Below are 20,159 nucleotides of genomic sequence, written 5' to 3'. Positions count from 1 at the left end.
ATCCATCCCTATCATTGCATCATACCAATTACTGCCCTAAGCAGTTCCATCATTTCATTAAATATATAGTCTGCAACCGAGGGTACAAAAGCCATTATTAAGTATAAAACGAAAAGTCCGACTAATACCTTTAGTTGCATACCGATAACAAACATATTCATCTGAGGTGCTGCCTTTGCCAATATACCTAAAACCGTATTAACAACCAATATAGCTGCAAATATAGGAAGCACAATCCTCATTCCTATAATAAAATAGTCTATTATAAAACGCAGCATCAGTCGATACATATCAGCTTGAAATACAGCCTGGCCTAAGCCTATTACTTTATATGAATCTACAACCGCCTTAATAATATAATGGTGCAGATTAGTAGCAACCATCATAAGCAGAACCAGATATCCATATAAATTAGCTGTAATAGTAGTACTGACATTTGTTAAGGGATCTAGTTGATTTATCATCGAAAAACCGATTTCCATATCTATAATCTGCCCCGCAAAGGACAAAATATGGTAAGCAATATTAGAAAAAAGACCCATTAGGGCACCGGCTATTGCTTCTTTAACAACTAGTATTGCAAATTCAATGACCCCATTATACTCTGGTGCAGATACCGGTAAAGTAAAAAATAATATAAATGATATAAATATGGAGAGCCCTGCCTTGACCCTAAATGGAATATTCCTTAATGAAAATAAGGGCGCCGTGTAGATAAATCCACTGATCCTCACAAGTATTAAATAAAATATTTCAAAATTTTCTAATTTGAATGTCATATGGCCTTAATATAATAACTAAAATTCATAAATAGTTCCTGCATAAATTCTTTGATAGATGTAAGCATCCAATTACCAAATAACAAGGTAACCAGAAGAATTGCAATCAGTTTAGGTACAAATGTGAGGGTTTGTTCCTGAATAGATGTCACTGTCTGCAATATACTTACAACCAGACCTACCACTAAGGAGACTATCAACACTGGGGCTGCTACCTTAATAATTAAAAATATAGCTTCCCTGGCAATATCTATTACAATATTTTCACTCATTGCTAATCTCCCTTCAATGTCTGCTTGCTAATAGAATGTCTTAACCAATTGCCCTATAATTAGATTCCAGCCATCTGCTATAATAAATAACAGTATTTTAAAGGGCATAGAAATCATTGTAGGTGGCAGCATCATCATACCCATGGACATTAAGGTAGATGCTACTACCATATCTATAACTATAAATGGTATATATATTAAAAAACCTATTATAAATGCTTTACGAAGTTCACTGATGATAAAGGAGGGTATTATGACAGTTAAGGGTATTTCCTCAACGGTATCAACCGTATCAATTCCTGCAATATCCATAAATAATCTTAAATCCTTAACATCAGTTTGTTCCAACATAAAAGTCCTAATAGGGGCAACTCCGGTTTCAAAGGCTTCTTTCTGTGAAATTTCTCCCCGGGATAGGGGCTGTATAGCCTGTGTATTTACCTTAGTTATTACCGGAGACATAATGAAAAATGTTAAAAATAATGCCAGACTAACAAGAATCTGGTTCGGCGGCGTCGACTGAGTACCTAGGGCCGACCTTACAAAATGTAGTACTATAATAATCCTTGTAAAAGAGGTTACCATAATTAAGATAGAAGGAGCTAAAGTAATTACGGTTAAAACCATAAGAATTTGCAAAGTAGATGATAGACTTTTCTCATCCTCATCTGTACTAAGGGTAAATTCCAAAGGCCCTAATGTGCCGCTTATATTATTACCTTCTTGAACCTCTTTTTCTGTATCATCAGTTGTAATGGTATCCCCAATATTTGCAGCCGATACCTCTTTTACATTGGATAAGAACACCACTCCGCTAACAAATAAAACCAAAGCAATAGCCATTCTTATCCCAATACCTTTTAATTCTGATGCAATCATGGATACCAACCTTTACTCTTTATTGCCCTTAAATTTTTGTAATATTTGAGAGAAACTTTGCTTGTCTATCTCCCTAATTTCCTGGAATAAGACATCATCTTCTTCCAGTTCTGTAATATAGGTGATTTGATCTTTGGAAATACCTAAAACTACATATTTGCTGCCAATCTTAACTAATTGCAACATCTTATTAGTGCTAATTCTATAAACTTCGATAATTTCAAAATTACTATTTTTTAATTGCCCTAGCTTGTATTTTCCAACAAGGCGGGATGTAAAATAAGCAGCAAGCAAAATAATCACTAATAACAAGCATAGGCCAAGCAATTGCAAAAAATTATCCAAGGTGGAATGTTTCTCGGGCATGGCCTTGCTTGTGGTATTATTAATCATATTTATTATTTCTTCATCTGAGGTACTTTGCAATACGACGACCATTTTCTTGATCAGCATTCTAATTAACCTACAACCTTCTTAACCGCCTCAAGTACTCTTTCAGCTTGGAATGGCTTTACAATAAAGTCCTTAGCTCCTGATTGAATAGACTCTATTACCATTGCCTGCTGTCCCATCGCTGAACACATAATTACATTAGCGGATGGATCAAGTTCCTTTATTTTTTTCAGTGCTTGTATACCGTCCATTTCAGGCATAGTTATGTCCATCATAACTAAATCAGGTTTCGTTTCAGTATACTTATCAATAGCCTTAAGACCGTTTTCGGCTTCTCCTGCAATACTATAACCATTTTTCACCAAAATATCTTTAATCATCATTCTCATAAATGCTGCATCATCACAGATTAATATACTTTTCGCCATATCATATCTCCTATCATAATGTATTATTTTACTGTTTTTGCTTAATGATTTCTGTAACCCTGATGCCAAAGGCTTCTTCCATTACTACAACTTCACCCTTTGCAACGAATTTACCGTTGACTAGGACATCTATAGGTTCTCCAGCCATTCTATTTAGCTCTATTATAGTTCCCGGTGCAAAGTCAAGAATTTCTTTTATAGATTTGCTTGTCCTACCAAGTTCTACTGTAACCTCTAAAGGTACATCCATAAGTAAATCTATATTCTCAGGCGTAACACTGCTTTGTGTTAATGGTGTAAATGGAGCAAACTGCGCAGGCTGTACGTTTATATCTTGAACCAGTTGCCGCATATATGGAGAGTTCGAATTCATATTTGATTGATTTTGATTCATATATGGTATATTTGTCTGCATGTTTTGAGGTGTTTCGCCGGCAAATGATGTTGCTGCATTAGGTTCTTCCCTAGGTTCTTCCCTCTGAACAGTTACAGTTTCTGTATCTGTTTCTATAGGTTCAGCTTCTGTTTCCATGGAATTGGCACTGATAAATTCCTTATATAGATTTCTTGCAAACTCAAAGGGATACAACTGCATTAGAACGCTATCTACCAAATCCCCTATCACCATATTAAAAGATACTTTAACAAAAGGTTGTTTTAGAAACTCTGCTATATTTTCACCATTTATATTTTCATTCATTTCTACAATGTTAGCTGAAGGAGGTGAAATATTTACTCTCTTATTTAACATTGATGAAATTGAAGTGGCTGCCGACCCCATCATCTGGTTCATTGCTTCGCTTATAGCACTTAAGTGAAGGTCTGATAATTTCCCGTCAATATTGGTACCATCACCACCCATCATTAAATCAGTAATAACCTTTACATCCTTTTCCTTTAATATCAATATATTATTGCCGTCTAAACCATCTGAATAATAAATTTGAATAAAAACACAGGGCCTGTCATAACTTTTAGTGATGTCCTCCCACGTGGCATATTCTACAACAGGAGTGGTTATAACGACTTTTTGATTTACTAAGGAAAAAAGAGTTGTTGCGGCTGTTCCCATACTGATATTTGATATTTCACCTATTGCATCTTTTTCAGCATCTGTTAAATGCTCTGTAATCACATTCTCTTGATTATCTGCTCCATCTGCTCCTAAATCTCTCAGTAGGGCATTTATCTCTTCTTGGGATAACATTCCATCCATAGCCTGTTACTCCTCTCCTCGAATAATTGATGAAATTTTAACCGCATATGAACCCGAATAAGCTCCAGGAAGTGCAGTGAATTTATTTAAGTTTCCTACATAAACGGTTATTTCATCATCTACTTTAGAATCAAGCTTAATGATATCACCCCGTTGCATGTTCATAAAATCACTGACTGATATTGTACTTTTTCCCAATACAGCTCTTAGCGGAATATTTGCTTTAGATATTGCGACTTCTATTAGATCTTTATAGGTTGAATTGTCGCTTGATTTCATTGTCGAATACCAATACTTGGTATTAAGTTTATCAATTACCTTTTCTAAGCATACATAGGGGAGACATATATTCATCATCCCTTCAATGCCACCAATTTTTATCATTAATGTCACTATAGAAATCATCTCACTTGGAGATATAATCTGTGCAAACTGTGAATTAGTCTCAATTCGAATAAGTCTTGGTTCAATTCCTATTACATTGGCCCAAGGTTCCCTAAGCAAGTTAGTACATACATTAAATATCCGTTCGATTAAGGTAAGTTCAATCTCAGAAAAGTCCCGATTTTTTTCCAGTGGATATCCTCCACCTCCAAGCATCCTATCAATTATAGCATAACCAAGATTATTAGACATTTCAATAATTATATTTCCATCTAAGGGTGAAAAATCTATTATGCCCAATAATACCGGATTTGATAGGGCGTTAGTAAACTCCGAATATGTGACCGCTTCTGAATTAATAACCTCTACTTGCACATTCTTCCTAAGATATGCCGGAAGATTAGTGGACAAAAGCCTTCCATAATGTTCAAATATTATGTTAAGTGTCCTTAGGTGTTCTTTCGAAAACTTGGACGGTCTTGCAAAATCATATGTTTTTATATGTTTCTCGTTAGTTCGCTTAAACTCTTCTGCATCTAATTCGCCACTACTTAATGCAGCCAGCAGATTATCTATCTCATTTTGGGATAAGACATCGCCCATGTTCATACCTCCTAGCTTCTACACCCATAATAACACAAATTCTTAATAAAATCATCATTTTTCTTCATAACTAATTAACAAGAAATTAATAAGTACCTGTTACAATATTACCAAAAGAAATATTTAATATAAAGTCTGATTGAAAAAGATCATGAAGTCGCAGTAAAACTTGGTCTCTTACCTTATCTTTCATAATCATGACTTCATCCTTAGTAACCTTAGCAAATTCATCGGTAACAATTTCTTTAATATAGCCTTCATATTGTGATATATATGGTTGAAGCTTTGAATAATCATCATGGGTTTTATTTAATGATAATGTCAGATATATTACTGCATAATAATCTTTACCACCGCTATTTGCAAGCCTACATGTCAGTTTATCCTCAAAAATATATGTTTCAATGTCTGATACATCAATACTTTCCATGGAGGTTTCCGGGGATTCCAATTCTAAATCAATAATCTGGGCTACTTTATTAACCAGCCTTATTGATTTGTTAGCAGTAGGTATCATGACGAATATTAATATAGCTGAAAGAACTATATTAACAAAACACATAGCCAATATTACAATTGTTAAAATATTTTTCTTCATTTAGTTCTCCCCTTTTCTTTGGGTTAGTCTATCTTCCACTGTATTCATTATAAACTCTTATTTCTATTCTACGATTTTTTGCTCTTCCCTCTTCGGTATTATTATCAGCAATCGGTTCGTATTCTCCTCTTCCTGAATATTTAACCAGCTTGGGATCAAGCTTATTATTTTTAATTAAAAATTCTGCGGCATTTAAGGCTCTGGCTGATGAAAGCCAATTATTATCCTTAAAAGTCGGACTAGCCATAGGCACATTATCTGTATGTCCGATTATTTCTATAATATAGCCTTCAAAATTTTTAAGGATATCTCCGATTTTTCCAAGAACCGGCTTAGCTTCATCTAAAATATCAGCCTTGCCTGATTCAAAAAGCACAGACCCTTTCATAGATAATTGGACATATCTAAATTCCGGATCTATACTAAGCTCCACATAGTCTCCTAAATTATATTGCCCCTGTAACTCTTCCAAGGTCTTGTACATATCACCGGAGACTTCCTGCATTTTTTCCTTAAGAAGCTCATAAGCCTCTGTCAAGTCTCCTTCATACTGGACTTCTTCAGATGAGGTGCCGGTAAAATATTCACCCAAATTACTAAGCTGGGACATACCGGATGAAATCAAGGGTCCTTCATCTAAGGCACTGCCACCACCGTCAAATATGCCGAAGGAATTAGACATAGAAATGGCTATGTTTTGGAACTTCTCAGCATTTAAGTCAGACATTGCAAATAACATTACAAAAAAACATAACAGCAGATTCATCAAATCCGCAAAGGTAGCAAGCCATGGAGCATTACCCCCGCTGGGAGCTTCCTTCCTTCTTTTTCTAGCCAATCTCCTCACCGCCTTCTTCTTTAAAAGCTTCCCTACGTGACGGAGATAAGAATGATTTTAATTTTTCTTCAATAACTCTGGGGTTTTCTCCTGCCTGAATAGATAAAAGTCCTTCTACCATTAGTTCTTTTATCATAATTTCACTGGCATTTTTGGATTTTAGTTTTGTTGCTATAGGAATACATATCCAGTTAGCTAAAATAGATCCATAGAAAGTGGTGATAAGGGCTACTGCCATAGCAGGTCCGATTGAACTAGGGTCATCCATAACTTTAAGCATATTAATCAGACCAATCAAGGTACCAATCATACCCCAAGCAGGTCCCATAGAAGCTAAAGAATCCCAAAAACCCACCACATCTGCATGTCTATCTTCAATACAATTTAACTCTGTTTCCAAAATACTTCTTACCAACTCGGGATCTGTACCGTCTACAATCAATAAAATTCCCTTTTTTAAAAATTCATCATCAATACCATTGGCCGCTTCCTCCAGTGCCAAAAGTCCTTCTTTTCTGGCTATATTGGATAATGATATAATTTCCCTTATGGTTTCTTCTTCATTAGAAAGCTGTACCTTTAAAATTAAAGTAAAACTTTTTAGGTATCTTAGATAAGTCTTCAAATCGGGAGCCATAATAAGCACACAACATAAGGCACCACCAAAGGTAATTAAAATTGATGGAACATCATAGAAATTACCTAAAACCGCCAGTCCATCTTGCCCCCATAGAATACCGAATATAACTATTACTGCACATAATACTAATCCTAAAATGGACGCTAAATCCAAATCTGCCACCTTCCATCCTTGTAATTTACGAATATCCTATGCTATATCTATAATAAAGATATTTATTATCTATTTTGTTCTACAATTCTCTACACAAAACTTCCTTTTTGTATAATATTACTAAATTTTTTACCTCTTGTCTACTTTCTTTTACGATAATTTTATTTCCTGTTGTAAATGTTATTACTGTATCCGGTAATTCCTCCACCCGTTCAATCAATTCTGCATTTACGGTTAATTTTTTTCCGTTTAATCTTGTAACCTCAATCACAGGATACCCCATCCTCTCTTTTAAAAATGGGTGGCAGCCAATCTGCCACCCATCATTATTGATTTATGGCATAGATATATTAAATTTTTATACCTTATCTCTTAAGATTAATAAGCTCTTCCAAAAGGGAGTCTGATGTAGTAATAATTCTTGAGTTTGCCTGGAAACCTCTTTGGGTGGTAATCATGTCGGTAAATTGTTGGGACAGGTCTACGTTAGACATTTCTAATACACCGGTTGTTAGACTTCCGCCACCCTGGGCAGGATCTTGACCGATTCCATCAAAATCACCGGAGTTTTGGGTGGCTGCAAACATACTGTTGCCCACTGCTTCTAAACCTGCCGGATTAGCAAAGGTTGCCACCGCAATCTGTCCTAAAAGCCTGCTGTCACCGTTATCATATCTGCCGTATATTTTACCGGAAGCGTCAATACTTACACCGGTCATATTACCTACCTTTTTTCCTGCGCCGATACCATCTAAACTTCCCCTAAAGGCTTCTAAAGAAGAATTACCGCTATTAGAGAACATGGTAATCTTTGAAAAATCCACATCTATAGGTCTAAATGGATTGGCCCCACCACCGTCTGCAACAATTGAAAGTGTAACACTATTACTGGCACTGTCTGCACCTGTATCTCCCACACTAACAAAAGCACCGGTAGAACCGTTAAAGGTAAGTAGCACGGTATCTGTGGCTTCTAATGTTACCTCACCTGTTTGTTCATTCACTTCTGCAGTATATTGGGCATTACCAAAATTAAAACGGGTGATTCCTGAAGCCTCGTAAGTAATATTACCGTCTTCATCTATTTCTTCTACAACGAATATGGATTTACCTGTCTCATCTTTAATATCTAAAATATCTACCCCGTATACATTAGTACCTCCATCTTCAGTCTGTCTAACCCTGATATCGGCTTTATAGCTATGTCCCATATTATCATAAAAACTTAAGCTAACCATTTTACCGGTAGCATTATATGCAATCTGGGAATCCTTACTGTCTATATTACCTGTTATATAAGCCGCTGTAGTGGCTTCAGGATTTGCATAGAGGTTTTCAGGAGACATAATCTGTAGAGGAGAGACTGTATCTGCTACGGTTTTAGTGGGATCATTAGGGTCAACCTGCCATCCCATAACAGCGGCACCGGCAGGTGTAGATAAGGTTCCGCTGGCATCTACATCAAAGGATCCTGCTTTGGTAAAGTAATTTGTTCCCCCATAGTTAACTATAAAGAATCCGTCCCCTTCAATCATAACATCAAAAGGATTATCGGTTCTTTGTGAGGCACCGGTTACTCCCACTGAGGTAGTAATGGAAGCCACATTTGTTCCTAAACCAATTTGCATGGCATTTCTTCCTGTAGTACCGGTTGCCGCATTAGGCCCGGTTGCCCCTTGAATTGTCTGATAAAAAACGTCTGAAAATGTAACCGAACTGGATTTAAAACCTATTGTATTTACATTTGATATATTATTACCTATTACATCCATTTTAGTCTGGTGTACCTTTAAACCGGAAACACCGGAAAACAATGCTCTCATCATAATAAATGACCTCCTAAATATGCTTCGTAATCTTAAATATCCAATCTGTCAGTCATGGATACGAAAGCCTCCAAAAGGTCCGGCTTTAAATGATTACTGCACCATCAATATTAGTAAAAATTTTTTCTTCCCCGTCATTTACCGCTGTAATTACTGTATTATTTTTAATGTTTACGATAAATGCCAGATCGTCTACCAATACCAAAGATTCTCTTATCCCTTTCAAGGATGCTTTATGAGCTCCTATTTGAAGCCTTCTATACTGCTCATCCGTAAGATCTATATTTCTACTGGTCAGCCGTTCATTGGCATGCTTGGAAAACTTCAGTTCTTCCCCCCTAATGTCGGCTTGCTTTTCTTTTAATATCTCATGGAAAGGGACTCCTGCATTTGGTATACTGCCACCAGTGATGGTATTTTTACCTTTGCCTATTCTATTTGCCACTGGCAGACTGGAAGGTATTTTGTTAATTGGAATGTTACTCATAATAACCACTCACTTTTTTAAGTTGCATAAATAGCACCTTCTTCTTCATTACCGTCATTATCCACAAATTCTAAATCATCTACTCCTTCAGGTTCTTTAGCTTCTTCAGGTGTATCCTCTTTTGCAATTGTAGAATTTTTGACTGTTACGGTAACCATATCTTTTACTACCGTAAAGAGGACGTCATTAAACATCACACTTACATTGTATATGCCGTTTGGCGCCTTTTCAAATACAGATTTATCGATGATTACCTTGTTGTCTTTTACACTAACCACTGAAGAATCTAGCAAGGTTTGATCCACTATTACAGCTAAATCACTGGCCACAGAATCACCTTCACCCATGTATACTTCAAAAACAAGATCTTCTGGCTTTTCTGCGTCATATTCCAAATCCACCTTTTGTTTTATACCTGGTCTTCCTTGCTCTAAAATATAAGTCTCATCTATAACACTGTCCAAATCATCGATAGAATACAGATTACCGTTAATGGAAATACGAGCCTTACCGCTTGACATATTTACAAAATCCACTTTACCGCTGATATAATTTATAGCTCCCGAATCACTTTTGGTCTTTACTATAACATTCTTTCCTACTAGGCTAAGAGCCTGGGAAGTAGAGGTCATAGCACTGATGTTTTGCATCTGTTCCAATTGGGAAAATGTTGCCAGCTGGGCTATGTATTCCGTATTTGAACTGGGGTTTAATGGGTCTTGATACTTCATCTGTGTAACAAGCAATTGCAAAAAAGCATCTTTGCCAAGTTCATTTTTTGCTTTACTTTCAGTACTGGTCCGATTTGCCTGTTCAATCACGCCATTCTTAACCGGTTTTATTAATTCACTCATGGCTTTCCTCCTTGATTTTTGCTGTTTAAGCTATGCCGTATAATCAATGTTTGAACCCATAACTCCTGCAATATAGTTATTATCCGCTGCTTCCTGGGTTTCTTCATTCATGGCCACAGCTTCTTCGAAGGTGATTTTATTGGTATTATTACTTTTCTTTCGCATCATACTATTGTCGTTTTCGAACTGACTGTTCTGATCAAAAGAATACTCGGCAATGGTAACTTCGATATTTTCAACCTTAATTCCTTGTTCTGCCAGGTTTTCCTTAAGTGTAAACATCTGTCCTTCAACAGCTTCCTTAGCCAGCTTGTTCTCAACTACAAAATGGGCTGTCATAAGACCTTCATTATTTGAAGTTAATGTTATATTAACCTTACCTAGATGCTCAGGATATAATTGAAGTTCCATAGTGGTCTGTCCGGGTTTTGCCATTACCCGTACACTTTCTATAATTTCTTGTGCAATTTCTTTAATGTCTACTAACCTAGCCGTATCTTGGGTAAATAAAGCTGTAGGCTTTTCATAGTTGTTACTTAAATTATCAAGAAAAACCTCAAATCCATCTGTGCTAGCTACTTCTTGATCAGCTTCTAATTGATTTGCCATCCTACGGTCTTGCTTTAATTTGTCCACTGCTTTTGTCTCATCTTGATTATGATTATTATTAAGCTGGGACTTATTTGTATCTTCTTGTTTTTCACCAGTTTTATCTGCTTGGCTATCAGAAGTCTTATTTGTATTAAGGTCCGAAATTAAAATTTCTTCATCACTCTTAGAGTCTGTGCTATCTTCTAACATAAGCTTAATCTCATCATGGCTTATATCCTGAAAAACATCTTTTTTAATGTCATCAACAGCCATTAATAAATTTTTGAAGGTATCTGCCAACTGCTCATTTAAAAGCATTGCTGTAGAATCTGTAGCACCGTACTTATTAAGCACTAACTCCATGATTGTATTAGGATCTAATAAGTCCATTGTATTTAGTCCCATATCTTCCATCATCTGATCCAATTCTTCAGAAGTTAGATTAAGCGCCTCCATAATTGCACTGCGAATTTGCTCAAACATAGCTAGAACTTGTCCTTCAAAAGCTGTCTCTTCTACAGAATCTTTATTTGGCTTATTCTGCTTGTGGGTTTGTACTTTTGTGATTTTTTCCTCTTTTGAATCTAATAACTGCTTTTCTTTAGGCAAGGGCTTGTTTGTCTCTTTTGTGGCAGGTGTTTCCCTGCTATCAGAGATTTTTTTGTCTTCTTTAAGCATGCTATTTTCAAGGAAGATATCAAAGTCATTTCCTTTTGTCTTTATACCATTAGTAGCAAAATCCCCCGAGCCTGCTGTTACCTGAAAGTTATGTGCCACTAGCTTTTGCATCACCATCTTTTATCCCTCCTTTCTTTTATTACACTAATTTGTTCATTCTTGTTTTTATCTACAACAGGGATACAAGTAATTGTCTCCCTGGTGTGACCTATTGTGCCAGTCTTTCTTCATCCATATCAAGCATTTTCTTTGTAATCTTTGCTGCCAGTACATAATCCATTTCAGCAAGAATATCTGCACTTTCCTTTGGCCTCATGGCCAATAAGATCTTTGCCACGGATTCAATATCGGCAGTCATTGTTTCCAAAATCTTGGCTGCGGCTTTAGGTTCCATCTTTCTATAAATTTCAGCCTTTTCTTTAATTGCCTCAGAATATTGCAGCTGTTCTACTACCTGCCTGTAGATTAATTCTGCATTGGCAGGATTAATATCTTCATAAAACTGCTTGTACTCCTTTAAATCCGGAGCCCCCTCGGCAAAAACTACCTTTTTGTCAAACTCCAGCTGTCTTTTTTCAAATTCTTCTTGATTTTTTTCAAATATCCTAAGCCTCTCCAATTCAGCCGTCAATTCATCTATCTTGTCACTATCTTCTTTTTTACTTTCTTCCATCTTATCAATCTGTGCTTCTAAGTCTTTAATTTTAGCCACTGCCTCTGCTAAGGAAGTATAATCATAATCCTTTTCATTAGCTAATTCTTCTTCAGATATGTCCGGAAGAATTTTGTTAATTAGGGGAACATCTTTTATAATTGGTCTCAAAACACCGGAGCCGAAGCCTCCTACGTCAAATTTAATTAAAATTCCAAATATAGCAAACCATATGATGGCAATCAGAAGGGCTATTAAGACAGTTAATATCTTACCGCCTTCCTTATCCATCCCATCGGCATTATTTTTTTTTGCCATTATCTATCCTCCTCATATAGCAGAAAACTTCTATGATTAAAGCTATTGCGCTCATCTATCTCTTTCTGCTCTTGGGCTTCATATTCCATCAAATACTCCTGCCATGCCTTTTCTTTTAACTTTTCATGGGTCTTTCTTTCAATCATGGCTTCATTTAATCGGATTCTGGCAATCTCTAGACGTTTGGCAGCTGCATTTACAACTACTTTCTGGTTTTCAATATTAAAGCTCATAATTTCTATAGCTTCAGAAAGCTGCTTCATTGTTATAAGATTAAGCTTACTGTTGCTAAATTTACGCTGCTCTTCTTCATAGAATAATTTCTTTTGCTCCATTTTTTGAAGCTTTTCTTCTTCCATGCTTAGGCGATTTCTTGCTTCAGCATATGCCAGCTTTGCCTGATCCTCAAGCTTGAACTTTATATTAAGTATACTTTCCATGCTATAACGGAATTTTTTCATATTTATTCAAAAATCTCCTTTAACATGGCAATCTCTTCATTAAAGTCCAGCTTTTGATCTACCGGCTGCATCAAAAATTCATTAATTTGCTGTATTTGAGAGATTGCATAATCTATATCAGGATTGGAACCCTTTTTATATGCCCCAATATTTATCAAATCTTCAGCTTCCTGATAAGTGGCCAGAACATTCTTTAACTTTCCTGCTAATCTTTTATGGTCATCGGTTACGATTTGACTCATAACACGGGAAATACTCTGTAAAATATCAATGGCAGGATAATGGTTTTTATGACCTAATTTTCTAGACAACATAATATGGCCATCTAAGATACTTCTGGCTGTATCAGTAATCGGTTCATTAAAGTCATCACCGTCTACTAATACAGTATATAACCCTGTAATAGAACCCTTATCGGAATTACCTGCCCTTTCCAATAACTTAGGCATTTCTGAGTAAACACTAGGTGGATATCCTCTAGATACAGGTGGCTCCCCTGAAGCTAGTCCAATCTCTCTTTGAGCCATACAAAATCGGGTTAATGAATCCATCATCAATAGGACATCCTTTCCCTGATCTCTGAAATACTCAGCAATGGCAGTTGCTGTCTTTGCTGCTTTTTTACGAATTAAGGCCGGTTTATCTGAGGTTGCCACAACCACAACAGATCTTTTTAATCCCTCTTCTCCTAAATCCCTTTCAATAAACTCCCTAACTTCCCTGCCTCGTTCTCCAATTAAGGCAATAACATTAATATCTGCCTTTGTGTTTCTGGCAAACATGCCTAAAAGTGTACTCTTACCTACACCGCTACCTGCAAATATTCCAATTCTTTGGCCTTTTCCTACGGTAATCATGGCATCCACAGCCTTTACACCTAGGGGAAGCACTTCATCTATTAGTTTTCTCTTCATGGGATCCGGAGCTTCTGCCTCTGCATTATAAAACTCCCTACAAGATATATCGGCACCGTCTATGGGATTGCCCAGTCCGTCAAGGGTCCTGCCTAAAAGTTCCTCTCCCACAGGAACCTTAAAGGATGTTCCCAGGTTTTCCACCAAACTTCCTATGCCTATACCGGTCATATCATCATAGGGCATAAGAAGTATTCTGTTTTCCTGGAAACCTACTACTTCTGCCAGTTTTTTATCCTTGCTACTAACATTACTTGTTATATAGCAAACATCATTCAAATTAGAAGTAGGTCCTGTCGCCTCTATAGTTAAGCCGACCATCTTAACTACTTTACCATATTCTTTACAATAGTTTTTATCTGATAATCGTCTATATTTATCGAGGTTTATTTCTTTCATTTATTCCTGCTTTCTTTAATTTAATTTATTAAATTTAAAAATTTCAAATATTAATTTAAACTAGACAGCATTTTTATATCTTTCACTAAATTATCCAACTGCACATCTAAACTACAATCAATCACTTTGCTTTCAGTTTCAATCAAACACTGTTTCTGCTCCAGTTGGCTATCCAGTGATATCTGTAAATTGCAACCTGTTTTTTCTTCAAGGTAAGACTTTTTTGATAATAATAAATCATAGTCCCCCTTACCTACACGTATGGTATAAGTTTCATTTCTATTGCAATCAAATAGAGCCTGCTCAAGCAGATAAAGAATAATATCCTTCTTATCTTCTACTAGGATACCGGTAAGCTTTGTCACTAAAGAAGCTATAACCTCAGCTAATTGTCCCTCTATACCGGAAAGCATATTTTTATATTCCTGAATCTGCCTGGCTTTTTCTGCAGCTAATTCTTCTTTTATATGCTGAATTTCTAGGCTTGCTTTTTTTATTCCTTCTTCATATCCTAGCTTTTCTGATTGTTTATAGCTATCTTCTTTAATACTTCTTGCTTCCTCATTGGCCTTTTCTAGTATAATTGCAGCTTCTTTCTTGGCATTTTCAATTATCTTACTTGCCTCTTCTTTAAGATGCTTATCCCCTTCAATAGAATCTACAACAACTGCTTGCAGCCCCACTTCAAATCCTTGTTCATCTTTAGTTTGTGAAGCCATGCTTTCTCGTTTGGCCAAAATCTCAATATCCTTATTGCTATAATCTATTGTCATCTTACTGTTTGTTTCATAACGAACACTGTAAGCTTTAATTACATTAGACAATTATCTCGTCACCTCCGCCTCTGGAGATGATAATCTCGGAAGAATCCTCAAGTTTTCTAACCACATTAACAATTCTTTGCTGTGCTTCTTCTACATCCTTTAAGCGGACAGGACCCATATATTCCATATCCTCTTTTATCATTGCCGCAAGACGTTTTGATAGGTTATTAAATATAACATTTTGTACCTCTTCAGTAGCACCTTTAAGAGCAACAGCAAGTTCGTTATTATCAACTTCCCTAAGAACTCTTTGAATGGATTTATCATCTAAGCTTAGGATATCTTCAAATACAAACATCTTCTTACGAATTTCATCAGCAAGCTCGGGCTCTTCTATTTCCAAAGTCTCCATAATATGCTTCTCTGTTCCCCTATCAACCGTATTTAAGATTTCTACGATTGAATCTACACCGCCAACAATGGTGTAATCTTGGTTCACTAAGGAAGCCAGCTTCCGTTCCAATATTTTTTCCACTTCTTTAATTACATCCGGTGATGTTCTATCCATCATAGCTATACGCTTGGCCACATCTGCCTGTTTGTCCGGAGCCAGAGAAGATATGATTGCAGATGCTTGTGAGGGAGACAGATAGGAAAGAATAAGTGCTATAGTCTGTGGATGCTCATCCTGTATAAAGTTTAATAACTGAGTGGCATCTGTCTTTCGCACAAATTCAAAAGGCCGTACCTGTAAAGAAGCTGTAAGTTTTCCTATAACTTCTTTAGCCTTATCCACCCCTAGGGCCTTTTCTAATAATTCTTTAGCATATGCAATACCTCCCTCAGCAATATATTGCTGAGCAAGACAAATTTCATAGAATTCATCTAATACCAAATCCTTAGTAGTCGGTGAAACACTGCGGGTATTGGCTATTTCTAATGTCAAGGTTTCTATCTCTTCTTCTTTTAAATGTTTAAATATATTGGCCGAACGCTCCGGTCCTAAGGAGATTAGTAAAATAGCTGCTTTTTGAACTCCTGATATATCACTTGCGCCAACCTTTGCCATCAAATACTTCCTCCTTACTCCCAATCCTCATTTAACCAGTTGCGAAGTAGTTGTGCCACCGCATCCGGCTTCTCATCAACAATTTTCTCAATTACCTTACGTACCTCAGAAACCTCATTAAATTCAATATCGTCAATAGGCTGAGCCTCCTTGGTGGTAGCCAGAAGTTCTTCAACTGACAACTCCGGCTCAAGCTCAGTAACCTCAACCGGTTTCAGAGCCTTAATTACTACAAATAGTAATAAGGCTACTATTAACACCGCCAGTATAATCTGTAGATAATCGGTCCATTCTCTGTATTCAATCACCTTTGGTACATATACCGGTTGTTCGATAGCCGTTATCTGTATATTATTTTCCGATATACCTGTTGCCATGGATACCATAGATACAATATCCGGATCTAGCTCTAGTTTTCTTCCTTCACTATTTAATCTGACATATTCATCAAAACTCATTTCATCTAGTAGTCCCTCAGACTCTAAATCCTCTTCGGTACGGGTGACAATCTTACGAAGCAAAATACTTACGGAAGATTCCTCCGGTATAATTGCACCTACTTCATATTCGATATTGGTTACCCTTTCATTGGGTAAATAATCAAATTCTTCAATTTTTACATTACCTGAGGTGTTTGATGAATCCTCTATCATATAATCCGTTTCATCATTGGAAGAAGTCCCCGGAACACCTGCACCATATGATCCGGCATTTTCCGAATTATAGGTATAGCTATGACTGTATACACCTTGATCTTGGCCTTCTGCCGGCAGATATTCAGTGTATAATTCCTGAACCTTCTTAAAATCTAATGATAGATTGGGCATAATAACCACATCATCAAATCCCCGTTTGATTAAGCCCATATATAAATTATTAATAAAGGTATTACGAAGCATTTCCCGGTACTCTTCCTTAGATGATGCATTTCCAGTATATAAGTCCTTGGCACCACCAAAATGTAAGTTACCGTTTTGATCTGCAACCTTTATATTATCCGTAGTACTATTTCCAATTACCGCAGCCACTACTTCCGCAATGGTTTCAGCAGTCTCTGGCTTAAAATTTTTATCAACTTTAAGGAGTACACTGGCACTGGTTTCTCTCTGGGTGGTTAATATGGAATTACTGTCGTCCACCGGTATATAATAAACCTCTGCATCCTGAACTCCTTCCATGCTCTCTATATATTTTTTTAATTGATTTTGTAAATAGAGATTTAATTTAAGATTACGATCACTATTTGTCGTACTAAGACTGTTATTTAATAGCTCGTCTAGGGATAGACCTGTAGAAGGCATATCATTACTGGCGAGCAATAACACCGCATCAGAATATCTTTTTAAATCTACCGAGACAGTTAAGCGGTCAGAACCTAATTTATATTTAATACCTTCTGACTTTAACAATTCTATAACTTCACTAGCCTCTTTAGTTGTTTCGGTAATAGTTAATTCTTCGTATTCAACTTTATTAGTTACATAAACTAATACTAAAAACGCTATAAAAATTGCACTAATCACACTGATTAAAATTGTCTTTTGTTTTGCTGTATATTTGTTCCAAATTTCCAATAGTTGTTTTGGTATTTGTTTCAGCCTCTCTGCCATTATCCCTACTCCTAAGATTTTTTTTAAAAGTGATAAACATGACTATAACACACAAAAAAAAGCACAAGCAGAATGTCTGCTTTTCTTGTGTACTAAGTCACAATATCTTTGGTAATGCGGCTTAAACACATTTATTAAAATTGCAGATTCATTATTTCTTTATATGCATCTAAAACCTGATTTCGGACTGCAATTGTGTATTGCAATGCCAAGTTAGCTTTCTGCTGTGCTATCTGCAAATCATGGGTATTATCCATAAGACCGAGGGCAAAGGCCATCTCTGCTTCCTCCGCTTCATTGGTATAACGATTAGTTTCTTTTATCATACCCGCTGCCGCTTCAAACAATGTCTCGAAAGCTGCGTTTCGATTTTCCTTGGCTGTAGTGGCTGATTTTATGCCATACTTACTAAGCTCATTTAAACTACCTATACTTGTAATATCCATAGTCTATCTATATCCTCCTATTTGCCTACTTCCAATCCCTTTAGAGCCATGTTCTTTGTGGCATTAAAGGCTGTTACATTAGCCTCATAGGATCTTGTTGCATCAATCAAATCCGTCATTTCTTGGACTATGTTAACATTGGGATAAGATACATATCCCTCCTCATCTGCATCCGGATGAGTCGGATCATAAACCTTACGTAAATCACTTATATCATCTTCAATAATCTTGGTTACTTTTACACCATTACCGGCAAGCCCTGCTGTTTTCATAAACACCTCTTGAAAGGGGGTGGTATTCTTTTCAGAAAACACCACTGCCTTACGTCTGTATGCTTCTCCGTTCTTATCCCTGGTAGTATTTACATTGGCAATATTTTGTGATATAACATCCATTCGCAACCTTTGGGCACTCATCCCGCTGGCGCTAATATTCATCCCGCTAAAAGCAGACATTTATACTCCTCCCATACACTATTTATTCTGAAGCACCATCTTTAATCTATTAAATTCCTGAGTCATGGAATCCATCAGTGCATAGTATCTAATTTGATTTTCTGCCAAATTAGCAGATTCTGTATCAATATCTACATTATTACCGTCTAGCCGATAACTGAGATTGGAATAATCCGTATATACTTGGGGATTTAAACTATCTAATCGGATATTAGATACACGCTTATCTAAAGAACTATCACCTGTAAGAGCACTCATTAAAAAAGTTTCAAATTGTACATCTTTTCTTTTATATCCCGGAGTGTCTACATTTGCAATATTATTGGCTATTACTTCATTCCTCTTCCAGCTGGCACTGGCAGCCTTATTCAATACATTAATATAGTTAAAAGCATTCGATCCAATCATTTAATTACCTCCATAAAAACATTATATTAAATATTGCAAAAAACACAAGATATAATTAAAAATATAGTAGATTAGTACCACATATTGTATTATCCTGTCTACTTTTTTTACTATTAATCCCCAAAAAAAACCACAAAAAGGACTTATGAGATATCCCCACAAATCCTTTTGCTGGCAATTAATATTAATTTTGCAAATTTTTTAACTCTTCGAATACTACATCATTTAACACTTTTATATATGTTCCTTTCATTCCTGAAGAACGGGATTCTATAACTCCCGCACTTTCAAATTTTCTCAAAGCATTGACAATAACAGATCTGGTTATTCCTACACGGTCGGCAATTCTACTTGCCACAAGAATACCTTCATTTCCTTTTAATTCATTAAAAATATGCTGTATTGCTTCAAGCTCTGAAAATGATAAAGTACTGATTGCGGATCTTACAATTTGAATCTTACGATTTTCTTCCGCATTTTCTTCATTAACCGAACGCATCATCTCAAGGCCTACAACTGTAGTGCCATATTCACTAAGAATTATATCATCTATATTGTAGGACTCACCTATTCTGTATATAAATAAGGTTCCCAACCGCTCACCGGCTATATCTATGGGGGTAATAATGGCTTGATAAGAATTAACTTCATCAAATTCAAATCCCAAGGTAGCCAGATTCACATTCTCCTTTGTTGACAAAATATTAAGAAGTCTCTCATTTAATAAGCTATCAATATACCTGCCAACCGTATCCTTAATCAGTTCCTGAATTTCAGCAATATCCGGTCTGTTATTAACACCAAGAACCTTGCCTTTTCGACTGATAACCAATACATTAGAATTTAATATATCGCTTAGCACAACACAAATGTCATTAAAAACTACTTTGTGGGAATTATTATTATGTAGAAGATTATTAATCTTCCTTGTCTTGTCAAGTAATTGTACACTCATTAATCAGTTCCTCCAATTTATTTCCTAATCCAAACAATACCCTTACAAAGTTATGAAGCAAATAACAAGAACAAGTAACTAAATTAGGT

The 20,159-nt window shown here is 36.1% G+C and carries 25 protein-coding genes; all 25 read right to left on the bottom strand.

Annotated features, from left to right (window positions below; genetic code table 11):
* Positions 1-11: 11 nt before the first annotated feature.
* On the bottom strand, positions 12-779 hold the full coding sequence (gene fliR / locus SD1D_RS04270) for a flagellar biosynthetic protein FliR (protein ID WP_058257776.1): 768 nt from the start codon (positions 777-779) through the stop codon (positions 12-14).
* Entirely contained in the window at positions 776-1,051 is a 276-nt protein-coding gene (gene fliQ, locus SD1D_RS04265; protein ID WP_058257775.1) for a flagellar biosynthesis protein FliQ, read from the bottom strand. Before fliQ ends, fliR begins: the two co-directional genes overlap by 4 nt.
* Before the next feature lie 27 nt (positions 1,052-1,078).
* A complete protein-coding gene (gene fliP / locus SD1D_RS04260) occupies positions 1,079-1,930 on the bottom strand; it encodes a flagellar type III secretion system pore protein FliP (RefSeq protein WP_058257774.1) in 852 nt (283 codons plus the stop codon).
* Between the two features lie 12 nt (positions 1,931-1,942).
* A complete protein-coding gene (locus SD1D_RS04255) occupies positions 1,943-2,383 on the bottom strand; it encodes a flagellar biosynthetic protein FliO (protein ID WP_058257773.1) in 441 nt (146 codons plus the stop codon).
* 5 nt (positions 2,384-2,388) lie between these two features.
* Positions 2,389-2,751: a response regulator gene (locus SD1D_RS04250; RefSeq protein ID WP_058257772.1), complete on the bottom strand. Its 363-nt coding sequence runs from the start codon at positions 2,749-2,751 to the stop codon at positions 2,389-2,391.
* Between the two features lie 28 nt (positions 2,752-2,779).
* Positions 2,780-3,967 carry a flagellar motor switch phosphatase FliY gene (fliY, locus tag SD1D_RS04245; protein ID WP_058257771.1) on the bottom strand — a complete coding sequence of 396 codons (1,188 nt, stop codon included), beginning with the start codon at positions 3,965-3,967 and terminating at the stop codon, positions 2,780-2,782.
* A gap of 6 nt (positions 3,968-3,973) precedes the next feature.
* Positions 3,974-4,954, bottom strand: a complete 981-nt coding sequence (gene fliM / locus SD1D_RS04240) for a flagellar motor switch protein FliM (RefSeq protein WP_058257770.1) — start codon at positions 4,952-4,954, stop codon at positions 3,974-3,976.
* A gap of 85 nt (positions 4,955-5,039) precedes the next feature.
* Positions 5,040-5,552, bottom strand: a complete 513-nt coding sequence (locus SD1D_RS04235; protein ID WP_058257769.1) for a hypothetical protein — start codon at positions 5,550-5,552, stop codon at positions 5,040-5,042.
* A gap of 28 nt (positions 5,553-5,580) precedes the next feature.
* Positions 5,581-6,399, bottom strand: a complete 819-nt coding sequence (locus SD1D_RS04230; RefSeq protein ID WP_087758769.1) for an OmpA/MotB family protein — start codon at positions 6,397-6,399, stop codon at positions 5,581-5,583.
* The gene (locus SD1D_RS04225) at positions 6,383-7,183 is read right to left on the bottom strand and encodes a motility protein A (RefSeq protein ID WP_058259191.1); all 801 of its coding nucleotides are present in this window, start codon (positions 7,181-7,183) and stop codon (positions 6,383-6,385) included. Before SD1D_RS04225 ends, SD1D_RS04230 begins: the two co-directional genes overlap by 17 nt.
* Before the next feature lie 79 nt (positions 7,184-7,262).
* Positions 7,263-7,454, bottom strand: a complete 192-nt coding sequence (locus tag SD1D_RS04220) for a flagellar FlbD family protein (RefSeq protein ID WP_058257767.1) — start codon at positions 7,452-7,454, stop codon at positions 7,263-7,265.
* Positions 7,455-7,548: 94 nt separating this feature from the next.
* Positions 7,549-9,009, bottom strand: a complete 1,461-nt coding sequence (locus tag SD1D_RS04215; RefSeq protein WP_058257766.1) for a flagellar hook protein FlgE — start codon at positions 9,007-9,009, stop codon at positions 7,549-7,551.
* 85 nt (positions 9,010-9,094) lie between these two features.
* Positions 9,095-9,496, bottom strand: coding sequence for a TIGR02530 family flagellar biosynthesis protein (locus tag SD1D_RS04210; protein ID WP_058257765.1), 402 nt, complete (start codon positions 9,494-9,496; stop codon positions 9,095-9,097).
* A 17-nt stretch (positions 9,497-9,513) separates the two neighbouring features.
* Positions 9,514-10,350: a flagellar hook capping FlgD N-terminal domain-containing protein gene (locus SD1D_RS04205; protein WP_058257764.1), complete on the bottom strand. Its 837-nt coding sequence runs from the start codon at positions 10,348-10,350 to the stop codon at positions 9,514-9,516.
* A 30-nt stretch (positions 10,351-10,380) separates the two neighbouring features.
* Positions 10,381-11,736 (bottom strand): flagellar hook-length control protein FliK, encoded by a 1,356-nt coding sequence (locus SD1D_RS04200; RefSeq protein WP_058257763.1) that lies wholly within the window; start codon positions 11,734-11,736, stop codon positions 10,381-10,383.
* A 91-nt stretch (positions 11,737-11,827) separates the two neighbouring features.
* On the bottom strand, positions 11,828-12,589 hold the full coding sequence (locus SD1D_RS04195; RefSeq protein WP_058257762.1) for a MotE family protein: 762 nt from the start codon (positions 12,587-12,589) through the stop codon (positions 11,828-11,830).
* Positions 12,589-13,050: a flagellar export protein FliJ gene (locus tag SD1D_RS04190; RefSeq protein WP_058257761.1), complete on the bottom strand. Its 462-nt coding sequence runs from the start codon at positions 13,048-13,050 to the stop codon at positions 12,589-12,591. The genes SD1D_RS04195 and SD1D_RS04190 overlap by 1 nt, the downstream gene beginning before the upstream one ends.
* A gap of 2 nt (positions 13,051-13,052) precedes the next feature.
* Positions 13,053-14,363, bottom strand: a complete 1,311-nt coding sequence (fliI, locus tag SD1D_RS04185; RefSeq protein WP_058257760.1) for a flagellar protein export ATPase FliI — start codon at positions 14,361-14,363, stop codon at positions 13,053-13,055.
* A gap of 50 nt (positions 14,364-14,413) precedes the next feature.
* The gene (locus tag SD1D_RS04180; RefSeq protein ID WP_058257759.1) at positions 14,414-15,187 is read right to left on the bottom strand and encodes a FliH/SctL family protein; all 774 of its coding nucleotides are present in this window, start codon (positions 15,185-15,187) and stop codon (positions 14,414-14,416) included.
* Positions 15,180-16,196 carry a flagellar motor switch protein FliG gene (gene fliG / locus SD1D_RS04175; RefSeq protein WP_058257758.1) on the bottom strand — a complete coding sequence of 339 codons (1,017 nt, stop codon included), beginning with the start codon at positions 16,194-16,196 and terminating at the stop codon, positions 15,180-15,182. The genes SD1D_RS04180 and fliG overlap by 8 nt, the downstream gene beginning before the upstream one ends.
* A gap of 14 nt (positions 16,197-16,210) precedes the next feature.
* Positions 16,211-17,806: a flagellar M-ring protein FliF C-terminal domain-containing protein gene (locus SD1D_RS04170; RefSeq protein ID WP_058257757.1), complete on the bottom strand. Its 1,596-nt coding sequence runs from the start codon at positions 17,804-17,806 to the stop codon at positions 16,211-16,213.
* A gap of 134 nt (positions 17,807-17,940) precedes the next feature.
* Entirely contained in the window at positions 17,941-18,252 is a 312-nt protein-coding gene (locus tag SD1D_RS04165; RefSeq protein ID WP_058257756.1) for a flagellar hook-basal body complex protein FliE, read from the bottom strand.
* A 17-nt stretch (positions 18,253-18,269) separates the two neighbouring features.
* Positions 18,270-18,707, bottom strand: a complete 438-nt coding sequence (flgC, locus tag SD1D_RS04160) for a flagellar basal body rod protein FlgC (RefSeq protein ID WP_058257755.1) — start codon at positions 18,705-18,707, stop codon at positions 18,270-18,272.
* A gap of 18 nt (positions 18,708-18,725) precedes the next feature.
* Positions 18,726-19,115 (bottom strand): flagellar basal body rod protein FlgB, encoded by a 390-nt coding sequence (gene flgB / locus SD1D_RS04155; RefSeq protein WP_058257754.1) that lies wholly within the window; start codon positions 19,113-19,115, stop codon positions 18,726-18,728.
* Between the two features lie 184 nt (positions 19,116-19,299).
* Positions 19,300-20,070, bottom strand: a complete 771-nt coding sequence (gene codY, locus SD1D_RS04150; protein WP_058257753.1) for a GTP-sensing pleiotropic transcriptional regulator CodY — start codon at positions 20,068-20,070, stop codon at positions 19,300-19,302.
* Positions 20,071-20,159 lie beyond the last annotated feature (89 nt).

Origin of the sequence: Herbinix luporum (assembly GCF_900070325.1) — a bacterium.
Taxonomy (GTDB): Bacteria; Bacillota; Clostridia; order Lachnospirales; family Lachnospiraceae; genus Mobilitalea; species Mobilitalea luporum.
The sequence above is the reverse complement of the archived record's forward strand: the minus strand, read 5'-3'. Positions and strand labels throughout refer to the sequence as shown.

What these genes read in the sequence shown, in the direction of transcription:
- fliR (WP_058257776.1), bottom strand. Translation starts at nt 779, where the DNA reads ATGACATTCAAATTAGAAAATTTTGAAATATTTTATTTAATACTTGTG.
- fliQ (WP_058257775.1), bottom strand. Translation starts at nt 1,051, where the DNA reads ATGAGTGAAAATATTGTAATAGATATTGCCAGGGAAGCTATATTTTTA.
- fliP (WP_058257774.1), bottom strand. Translation starts at nt 1,930, where the DNA reads ATGATTGCATCAGAATTAAAAGGTATTGGGATAAGAATGGCTATTGCT.
- SD1D_RS04255 (WP_058257773.1), bottom strand. Translation starts at nt 2,383, where the DNA reads ATGCTGATCAAGAAAATGGTCGTCGTATTGCAAAGTACCTCAGATGAA.
- SD1D_RS04250 (WP_058257772.1), bottom strand. Translation starts at nt 2,751, where the DNA reads ATGGCGAAAAGTATATTAATCTGTGATGATGCAGCATTTATGAGAATG.
- fliY (WP_058257771.1), bottom strand. Translation starts at nt 3,967, where the DNA reads ATGGATGGAATGTTATCCCAAGAAGAGATAAATGCCCTACTGAGAGAT.
- fliM (WP_058257770.1), bottom strand. Translation starts at nt 4,954, where the DNA reads ATGGGCGATGTCTTATCCCAAAATGAGATAGATAATCTGCTGGCTGCA.
- SD1D_RS04235 (WP_058257769.1), bottom strand. Translation starts at nt 5,552, where the DNA reads ATGAAGAAAAATATTTTAACAATTGTAATATTGGCTATGTGTTTTGTT.
- SD1D_RS04215 (WP_058257766.1), bottom strand. Translation starts at nt 9,009, where the DNA reads ATGATGAGAGCATTGTTTTCCGGTGTTTCCGGTTTAAAGGTACACCAG.
- SD1D_RS04210 (WP_058257765.1), bottom strand. Translation starts at nt 9,496, where the DNA reads ATGAGTAACATTCCAATTAACAAAATACCTTCCAGTCTGCCAGTGGCA.
- SD1D_RS04205 (WP_058257764.1), bottom strand. Translation starts at nt 10,350, where the DNA reads ATGAGTGAATTAATAAAACCGGTTAAGAATGGCGTGATTGAACAGGCA.
- SD1D_RS04200 (WP_058257763.1), bottom strand. Translation starts at nt 11,736, where the DNA reads ATGGTGATGCAAAAGCTAGTGGCACATAACTTTCAGGTAACAGCAGGC.
- SD1D_RS04195 (WP_058257762.1), bottom strand. Translation starts at nt 12,589, where the DNA reads ATGGCAAAAAAAAATAATGCCGATGGGATGGATAAGGAAGGCGGTAAG.
- SD1D_RS04190 (WP_058257761.1), bottom strand. Translation starts at nt 13,050, where the DNA reads ATGAAAAAATTCCGTTATAGCATGGAAAGTATACTTAATATAAAGTTC.
- fliI (WP_058257760.1), bottom strand. Translation starts at nt 14,363, where the DNA reads ATGAAAGAAATAAACCTCGATAAATATAGACGATTATCAGATAAAAAC.
- fliG (WP_058257758.1), bottom strand. Translation starts at nt 16,196, where the DNA reads ATGGCAAAGGTTGGCGCAAGTGATATATCAGGAGTTCAAAAAGCAGCT.
- SD1D_RS04170 (WP_058257757.1), bottom strand. Translation starts at nt 17,806, where the DNA reads ATGGCAGAGAGGCTGAAACAAATACCAAAACAACTATTGGAAATTTGG.
- SD1D_RS04165 (WP_058257756.1), bottom strand. Translation starts at nt 18,252, where the DNA reads ATGGATATTACAAGTATAGGTAGTTTAAATGAGCTTAGTAAGTATGGC.
- flgC (WP_058257755.1), bottom strand. Translation starts at nt 18,707, where the DNA reads ATGTCTGCTTTTAGCGGGATGAATATTAGCGCCAGCGGGATGAGTGCC.
- flgB (WP_058257754.1), bottom strand. Translation starts at nt 19,115, where the DNA reads ATGATTGGATCGAATGCTTTTAACTATATTAATGTATTGAATAAGGCT.
- codY (WP_058257753.1), bottom strand. Translation starts at nt 20,070, where the DNA reads ATGAGTGTACAATTACTTGACAAGACAAGGAAGATTAATAATCTTCTA.